A 7556-nucleotide genomic window follows, 5' to 3' on the forward strand; every position below is an offset into this window, starting at 1 on the left:
GAGCGGATGCCCCGGGGCATCCGCTCGCTTCGTCGTTTCCGGCCGCTCAGTCCGTTCCGCGACCGAGTCGACTCGGCCACCAGATGGTCCGGCCGATGTCGTAGGCGAGCGCGGGCACGAGGAGGGTGCGCACCAGGAAGGTGTCGAGCAGCACGCCGAAGGCGACGATGAACGAGATCTGCGCGAGGAACAGGATCGGCAGCACGCCGAGCGCCGCGAACGTCGCCGCGAGCACGAGACCTGCCGAGGTGATCACGCCGCCGGTGAGCCGTACACCCCGGATGATTCCGGAGCGCGTGCCGAACCGCAGGGATTCCTCGCGCACCCGGGTCATCAGGAAGATGTTGTAGTCGACGCCGAGGGCGACGAGGAACACGAATCCGAAGAGCGGCACCGACGGGTCCGCTCCGGGGAAGTGGAACACGTGCTCGAACACGAGGGCCGAGACGCCGAGCGCCGCCGTGAACGAGAGCACCACGCTGCCGATCAGGATGAGCGGCGCCACGATGGACCGCAGCAGGAGCATCAGGATCACGAGGATCGCGGCGAGCACGAGCGGGATCACGAGCGTGCGGTCGGCGATCGCCGCCGCGTTCGTGTCGAGCGCGACCGCGGTCTGCCCGCCCACGAGCACGTCGGTGCCGACCTCGTCGAGGTTCGAACGGAGCTGCTCGACGGTGGCCTCCGCCTCGAGGGAGTCCGACGGATCGGTGAGGGTGACCTGCAGCTGCACCTCGCCGTCGACGACGGTCGGCTCGGGCGCGGGGGCGCCGGGCGGACCGAACGCCTCGATGCCGTCGCTCGTGACCGGAGCGGTTCCAGCCGGCGAGTCCGCGCTCACCACGGCGACGGAGTCGACGCCCGCCGTGTCGAGCGAGACGTCCGCCATCTGCTGCAGTTCGTCTTCGGGGCCGATCACGATCGCCGGCGTGCCCGACCCCGCAGGGAAGTGCTCGCCGAGCATCGCCTGGCCGTCGCGTGCCTGAGACTCGCCGAGCACGAACTCGCTCGATGCGACGCCGTCGGCGTCGAGCTGCGCGAGGCCGAGCGACATGGCGCCGAGGGCCAGCACCGACACGATCCAGACGGTGCGCGGACGCTTCGAGACGAGTCGGCCGACGCCGGCCCAGATGCCGCGATCGGGCAGGTCGGCCTCGTCGGGCGCCGACGCGTCGATCACGCCTGCCGCGTGGCGGGCGTGCGCCTCGGTCGCGTCGCCGACGTGGGCGACCTTCCTCGGCCAGAACGCGGCGCGCCCCGCCCAGAGGAGCAGCGCGGGCAGGAGGGTCAGCGCAGCGAGCACGGCGAACACGATGCCGATCGCGGCGACCGGCCCGAGCACCTTGTTCGACGTCAGCTCGCTCACGAGCAGGATCAGGAGTCCGACGATGACCGTGCCGCCTGAGGCGACGATCGGCTCCCACGAGCCCTTGAGGGCTGCCCAGGTGGCGTCCCACTTGCGTTCGTGACGCGCGAGCGTCTCTCGGTAGCGCGAGATGTACAGCAGTGCGTAGTCGGTGGCCGCGCCGATCACGAGGATGAACAGGATGCCCTGGGTCTGCCCCGAGAGCAGCAGGATGTCGGCGCGTGCGAGTGCCACGACCGTGAACACCGAGGCGCAGAGGGCCGTGAGGCTCGTGAAGAGCACGATGAACGGCAGGAGCGGCGAGCGGTAGACGACGATGAGGATGAGGAAGACCGCAGCGAGGGCGACCGCGAGCAGGAGTCCGTCGATTCCGCTGAATGCGGCGGAGAGGTCGGCGGTGAAGCCCGCCGGGCCGGTGACGGCGGCCGTCGTGCCGTCGACGGGGTTCTCCGCCAGCACCTCGCGCACCTCCGCGACGATCTCGGACGGTTTCTCGCCGCCGTCGACCTTCTCGATCGGCAGGATCATCTGCACCGCGGCGCCGTCCTCGGACGGCAGCACGGGCGACGCGCCATCGGCGTTCACGCCGTCGACCGCGAGCAGTTCGTCCCGCACGTCGTCGATCGCCGCGAGCTGGCCCTCGTCGAGCTTCTCGTCGCCCGCGATCACGACGATCGCCGGGATGTCCTCGGAGTCGCGGAAGCCCTCCTGCAGCTCGGTCACCTCGGTGGCCTCGGCCGACGCGGGCAGGAACTGCGCCTGGTCGTTCGTCGACACGTCGCTCAGCGAGCCGAACGCGGCACCGCCGGCGCCGAACAGGGCGAACCAGATGAGGATGAGGGCAGCGGGAATGGTGACGCGCAGCCACGTGGGCACGCGTCGCTTCACCGTTCGGTCGTCGGAGTTGTCGATCACATCGTCGACGTTATGGCTCGAACGTCCTCACCCGCATCGAACGAACGATTGACGCGCGATGGCCCGGGCCGAATCAGCGCCGCTGGGTCAGGAGACGGTGTGCGTCGACTGGTACAGCCGGATCTGCGTGAGCACCTGTACGCGAAGCTGCTCGGGCGCGCTCTCGCGGCAGGCGCGCTGCACGACCTCGGTGATCGCGACGCCCACGCGGAGCTCCGCCTGGCAGTCGGCGCAGTTCGCGACGTGGTCGCGGATGTCGGTGGCATCCGCCGCCCGCAGCTCGTTGTGCAGGTACTCCTCGAGTTCGGCCCTCGCCTTGTCGCAGCCGCAGTCGGTCATTTCGTGCTCCTGGTGGGTTTGGCCGTCTTCGCTCCCGCGGCGAATCCCTGTTCGCGGGCGTAGTCGGCGAGGGATTCGCGGAGCAGGCGCCTGCCACGATGCAGGCGGCTCATCACGGTCCCGATGGGGGTGTTCATCATGTCGGCGATCTCCTGGTAGGAGAAGCCCTCGACGTCGGCGAAGTACACCGCGAGGCGGAAGTCCTCGGGCAGCGCCTGCAGCGCGTCCTTCACGGCACTGTCGGGAAGGTGGTCGATGGCCTCGGCCTCGGCCGACCGGCTCGCTCGCGCGGTGGTCGACTCGGCGCCGCCGAGCTGCCAGTCCTCGAGGTCGTCGATCGTGCCCTGATAGGGCTCGCGCTGCTTCTTGCGGTAGCTGTTGATGAAGGTGTTCGTGAGGATCCGGTACAGCCACGCCTTCAGGTTGGTGCCCTGCGTGAACTGCCCGAACGCGGCGAACGCCTTGACGAACGTCTCCTGCACGAGGTCCTGCGCGTCGGCCGGGTTCTTCGTCATGCGCAGCGCGGCCGCATAGAGCTGGTCGAGGAACGGCAGGGCCTGTTCCTCGAAGAGCTCGGTGAGCGGTCGTGCGGTCGGTTCCGCTTCGGGAGCCTCGGCCACTGGGTCGTTCGGCGTCGCATCGATCTGGTCGGCAGTCATCACCGGCAATCCTAGATCGTCGACCCCTGAGACCGCGGGGCGTTCGAGTACTCCGATCGACATGCGCAACACCGACTCCTTCCGCGTTTCCGGACGCTACTGTTGATAACCGATGCAGATTTCGAAGTATTCCGCACCCGAATTCGATCCGTACGGCGATGCACGGCAGACCGACACGGATGACGGATGGCGCGCGCCGGTCGCAACGACCCCTCTCTCCGCGGTGCTGGGCCTGCCGGGCTCGAAGTCGCTCACGAATCGCGAGCTCGTGCTGGCGGCGCTGGCCGACGGGCCGTCGACCCTTCGCGCTCCGCTCTGGTCGCGCGACAGCGAGCTCATGGTCGAGGGCCTGCGCGCGCTCGGCACCCGGTTCGAGCGCGTTCCGGGTCGCGGCGGCTTCGGCGACGACCTCCGCGTGACGCCCGCGGAAGAGCTGCTCGGCTCGACCACGATCGACTGCGGGCTCGCCGGCACGGTCATGCGGTTCCTGCCGCCGGTGGCGGCGCTCGCACTCGGCCCCACGATGTTCGACGGCGACGAGCACGCCCGCCGTCGCCCGATGGCCGGCGTGATCGACGGGTTGCACGCCCTCGGCGTCGACCTCGACGACGACCGGCGCGGCACGCTGCCCTTCACGGTGCACGGCACCGGCTCGGTCGGCGGCGGGCCGCTCGAGATCGACGCATCGGCCTCGAGCCAGTTCGTCTCCGCCCTGCTGCTGTCGGCCCCGCGGTTCGAGCACGGTCTCGACCTGACCCACAGCGGCGAACGGCTGCCGAGCCTGCCGCACATCGAGATGACGATCGAGACGCTCCGCGCCCGCGGCGTCGAGGTGACGAGCCCCGAGCCCGGCCGCTGGACCGTCGCACCCGGGCCCATCCGCGCGATCGACGTCGACATCGAGCCCGACCTCTCGAACGCCGCACCGTTCCTCGTCGCGGCGCTCGTCGCCGGCGGCACAGTCACGATCACCGGCTGGCCGGCGGAGACCACGCAGGTGGGCGCGCAGCTCGCGCAGATCCTGCCGCTGTTCGGCGCCCGCGTCGTCGTCGAGGGCGACCGGCTCACCGTGCACGCGCCGGAGCGCGGCGATGACGGCGGCCGCGGCATCCGCGGTGTCGACCTCGACCTGTCGGAGGCCGGAGAGCTCGCGCCCAACCTCGTCGCGCTCGCGGCGCTGGCCGACGAGCCGTCGACCATCACCGGCATCGGCCACATCCGTCACCACGAGACCGACCGGCTCGCTGCCCTCACTGCGGAGATCAACGGGCTCGGGGGCGACGTCACCGAGCTCGACGACGGCCTGCGCATCGCCCCGGCCCCGCTCCACGGCGGACCGTGGCGCGCGTACGCCGACCACCGCATGGCCACGAGCGGGGCGATCATCGGCCTCGCCGTGGCCGGAGTCGTCGTCGACGACATCGCGTCGACCGGCAAGACGCTCCCCCAGTTCACCGCACTCTGGGAGCAGATGCTGGCATGACCTGGTGGAGCACCGACGACGACGACGACGAGCCCGAGTTCGACGAGTCCGACGTGCGGGTGCGGCCGAGCCGCCGCGGCAGCAGGCCGCGCACCAAGCAGCGGCCCGAGCACGCCGATGCGGTCGCCGGCATGGTGATCGGCGTCGACCGCGGTCGCTACAGCGTGCTCATCGACGAGGACGGCCCCGACGAACGCGTGATCACCGCGGCACGGGCGAGCGAACTGCGCCGAAAGTCGGTCGTCACGGGCGACCTCGTCGACCTCGTCGGCGACACCTCGGGCGAGCCGGGCACTCTCTCCCGCATCGTGCGGGTCGGCGAGCGAACGACGCTCCTCCGCCGCAGCGCCGACGACACCGACGAGGTCGAGCGCGTCATCGTCGCCAACGCCGACCAGATGCTCATCGTCGTCGCCGCGGCGAACCCCGAACCGCGCATCCGGCTGCTCGACCGCTACCTCGTCGCAGCGTTCGACGCCGGCATCCGCCCGCTCCTCGTCGTCACGAAGACCGACCTCGCCGACCCCGACGAGTTCCTCCGCAACTTCGCGGGGCTCGACCTGACGGTGTTCAGGAGCGGCGAGGGCCAGATGCCGCTCGACGAGATCGCTCGCGTGCTCGTCGGCCACCGCACCGTCTTCGTCGGCCATTCGGGCGTCGGCAAGTCCACGCTCGTCAACGCACTCGTGCCGAGCGCCAAGCGCGCCACGGGCCACGTCAACGTCGTCACCGGCCGCGGGCGCCACACCTCGTCGTCCACGGTGTGGCTGCGCTTCGACGCCGCCGATCTGCCGGGTGCCGACGCACCCGGCGCGGAGTCCGGCACCGGCTGGGTCATCGACACTCCCGGCGTGCGCTCGTTCGGACTCGGCCACATCGATCGCGCGAACATCCTGCGCGCCTTCACCGACCTCGATCGCCTCGCCGAGCGCTGCCCGCGCGGGTGCACGCACCTGCCCGACGCCCCCGACTGCGCGATCGCCGAGGCCGTCGCGGCCGGTGAGCTCGGGGAGACGGGCCCGGCCCGCCTGGAGTCCCTGCAGCGCCTGCTGACGACGTTCGCGGGCGGCGGGGCGGTCTGACACCGCGTCGGCGCCGTGACGCCCCTCTGCGGGCGTGCTGCAGCCCCGTGGCATCCGTCGGCATGCCTACCATGGAGGTATGACCGATGCACGACTCGCCCCCGGCGACCTCGCTCCAGACTTCACCCTGCTCGACCAGAACGGCGACCCGGTCACCCTCTCGGCGCTGCGCGGTTCGAAGGTGGTGCTCTACTTCTACCCCGAGGCGATGACCCCGGGTTGCACGACCGAGGCGTGCGACTTCCGCGACAACCTGAATTCGTTCGCCAGCGCGGGCATCCGCGTGCTCGGCGTCTCGAAGGACGACGTCGCGAAGCTCGCCGCCTTCGCCGCTCGCGACCGCCTGACCTACACGCTGCTCTCCGATGCCGACCTCGCCGTTCAGCAGGCCTATGGCGTCTGGGGCGAGAAGTCGCTCTACGGCAAGATCGTGGTCGGCTCCATCCGGTCGACGTTCGTGATCGCCGAGGACGGCCGCATCGAGCGCGCCTTCTACAACGTCAAGGCGACCGGCCACGTGGCGCGGCTGCGCCGCGATCTCGGCCTCGACGGCTGAGTCGAACCCGACTCCCGAACCGGAGGCCGCACCGACTCCCGGATCCGACCGCCCGCCGCGGGGGTCACGCCGCGGCGTGATCCTCGGGGCGCGTGTACGCGAGGCGCACCGGTGTCCACAGCAGCAGGCCCACGACGGTGATCGCGGGCACCAGCAGGGCCCAGCCGACATCGGGACGCGCGAAGAGCCCCTGGAAGGCGCCGACGGCGATCGAGACCTGCAGGATCTGCCAGACGATGGCCGCCGCGCGCGACCACGGCGCCTGCCGGAGCGAGCCGAACGCGACGGTCACGATCCAGATCGCGCCGATCGCGACGAGCACGAGCAGCGCGATCGCCGTGGCGTACGACGACGGTTCGAGCGAGAACAGGTCGATCACGAGCCAGATCACGAGTGCCACCATCGCCGCAGCCTCGAGGAAGAGCAGCACGCTCACGACGACGAGGGCGGCGCGCACACCGGATTCGGGGGTTGCAGCCTCGCCGGACAAGTCGTCGTGCGCATCGAGGGGGGCGTCGTCGCGCCGATTCACAGGGTTATCCCATACACAGCTATTGATTCGATCTCTCCGCTATGCGACCATTTATGAGGCCGAATTGATGCTCACAGGGACGTGAGCCGATCAGTCACTGATCCTACTTCCCGAGATTCGGCTTTCCCCCTGCAGCAGCCGGTTTCGGCAAGCGCAATCGTGCGCGTCTGCGATCGAAGTACACCCCGCAAGGAGCATCCCCATATGGATTGGCGCGACAAGGCCGCCTGCCTCACCGCAGACCCGGAACTCTTCTTCCCGGTCGGCAACACCGGCCCCGCCGTCGACCAGATCGAGAAGGCGAAGACCGTGTGCGGTCGCTGCACCGTCACCGAGATCTGCCTGCAGTACGCCCTCGAGACCGGCCAGGACTCGGGCGTGTGGGGTGGCCTCAGCGAAGACGAGCGCCGCGCCCTGAAGCGCCGCGCCGCCCGCGCCCGCCGCGCCTCCTAGCGAGTCGGCGGCCCGGTCGACCCGGCCGCCGTCCTCCGCTCACCGCTTCGCACGGCCAAGGCCACGCCACGGCCACGGCCCGTCCGTACGCCTGGCCCTTTGCTCACGCTCTTCCCAGCGACCGGAGGACTGGCGTCCAGCTTTCGTGGCTGACCGTGAAGGGCGGGCGGG

Annotated in this window: 8 protein-coding genes; 4 read left to right on the forward strand and 4 right to left on the reverse strand. The window is 70.5% G+C overall.

The annotated features are described in order from the left end of the window. Positions 1-46: 46 nt before the first annotated feature. The 3 genes from ACFTQE_RS19330 to ACFTQE_RS19340 form a co-directional block, all read right to left on the reverse strand. Positions 47-2281: an MMPL family transporter gene (locus ACFTQE_RS19330; RefSeq protein WP_376926594.1), complete on the reverse strand. Its 2235-nt coding sequence runs from the start codon at positions 2279-2281 to the stop codon at positions 47-49. A gap of 87 nt (positions 2282-2368) precedes the next feature. Continuing rightward, the gene (locus ACFTQE_RS19335) at positions 2369-2620 is read right to left on the reverse strand and encodes a zf-HC2 domain-containing protein (protein WP_376926595.1); all 252 of its coding nucleotides are present in this window, start codon (positions 2618-2620) and stop codon (positions 2369-2371) included. Then, positions 2617-3279, reverse strand: coding sequence for a sigma-70 family RNA polymerase sigma factor (locus ACFTQE_RS19340; protein WP_375837213.1), 663 nt, complete (start codon positions 3277-3279; stop codon positions 2617-2619). The genes ACFTQE_RS19335 and ACFTQE_RS19340 overlap by 4 nt, the downstream gene beginning before the upstream one ends. A 112-nt stretch (positions 3280-3391) precedes the next feature. Here ACFTQE_RS19340 and aroA point away from each other — a divergent pair, with 112 nt between their 5' ends. The 3 genes from aroA (at position 3392) to bcp (ending at position 6400) form a co-directional block, all read left to right on the forward strand. Beyond that, positions 3392-4762: a 3-phosphoshikimate 1-carboxyvinyltransferase gene (gene aroA, locus ACFTQE_RS19345; RefSeq protein ID WP_376926596.1), complete on the forward strand. Its 1371-nt coding sequence runs from the start codon at positions 3392-3394 to the stop codon at positions 4760-4762. Next, positions 4759-5844: a ribosome small subunit-dependent GTPase A gene (gene rsgA, locus ACFTQE_RS19350; RefSeq protein WP_376926597.1), complete on the forward strand. Its 1086-nt coding sequence runs from the start codon at positions 4759-4761 to the stop codon at positions 5842-5844. The genes aroA and rsgA overlap by 4 nt, the downstream gene beginning before the upstream one ends. Before the next feature lie 79 nt (positions 5845-5923). Further along, on the forward strand, positions 5924-6400 hold the full coding sequence (bcp, locus tag ACFTQE_RS19355) for a thioredoxin-dependent thiol peroxidase (protein ID WP_375837218.1): 477 nt from the start codon (positions 5924-5926) through the stop codon (positions 6398-6400). 64 nt (positions 6401-6464) lie between these two features. Here bcp and ACFTQE_RS19360 read toward each other — a convergent pair whose 3' ends face one another. Further along, positions 6465-6932, reverse strand: a complete 468-nt coding sequence (locus ACFTQE_RS19360; protein WP_376926598.1) for a hypothetical protein — start codon at positions 6930-6932, stop codon at positions 6465-6467. A 204-nt stretch (positions 6933-7136) separates the two neighbouring features. On the opposite strand from ACFTQE_RS19360, the gene ACFTQE_RS19365 reads away from it, so the two are divergent. Beyond that, positions 7137-7385: a WhiB family transcriptional regulator gene (locus ACFTQE_RS19365; protein ID WP_022893204.1), complete on the forward strand. Its 249-nt coding sequence runs from the start codon at positions 7137-7139 to the stop codon at positions 7383-7385. The last annotated feature ends 171 nt before the right edge of the window (positions 7386-7556 follow it).

This window comes from Agromyces sp. NPDC056965, assembly GCF_042673425.1.
Lineage (GTDB): Bacteria > Actinomycetota > Actinomycetes > Actinomycetales > Microbacteriaceae > Agromyces.

Excerpts from the sequence above, each read along its gene's own strand:
- ACFTQE_RS19335 (WP_376926595.1), bottom strand. The coding sequence starts at position 2,620 with ATGACCGACTGCGGCTGCGACAAGGCGAGGGCCGAACTCGAGGAGTAC.
- ACFTQE_RS19340 (WP_375837213.1), bottom strand. The coding sequence starts at position 3,279 with ATGACTGCCGACCAGATCGATGCGACGCCGAACGACCCAGTGGCCGAG.
- aroA (WP_376926596.1), top strand. The coding sequence starts at position 3,392 with ATGCAGATTTCGAAGTATTCCGCACCCGAATTCGATCCGTACGGCGAT.
- rsgA (WP_376926597.1), top strand. The coding sequence starts at position 4,759 with ATGACCTGGTGGAGCACCGACGACGACGACGACGAGCCCGAGTTCGAC.
- bcp (WP_375837218.1), top strand. The coding sequence starts at position 5,924 with ATGACCGATGCACGACTCGCCCCCGGCGACCTCGCTCCAGACTTCACC.
- ACFTQE_RS19365 (WP_022893204.1), top strand. The coding sequence starts at position 7,137 with ATGGATTGGCGCGACAAGGCCGCCTGCCTCACCGCAGACCCGGAACTC.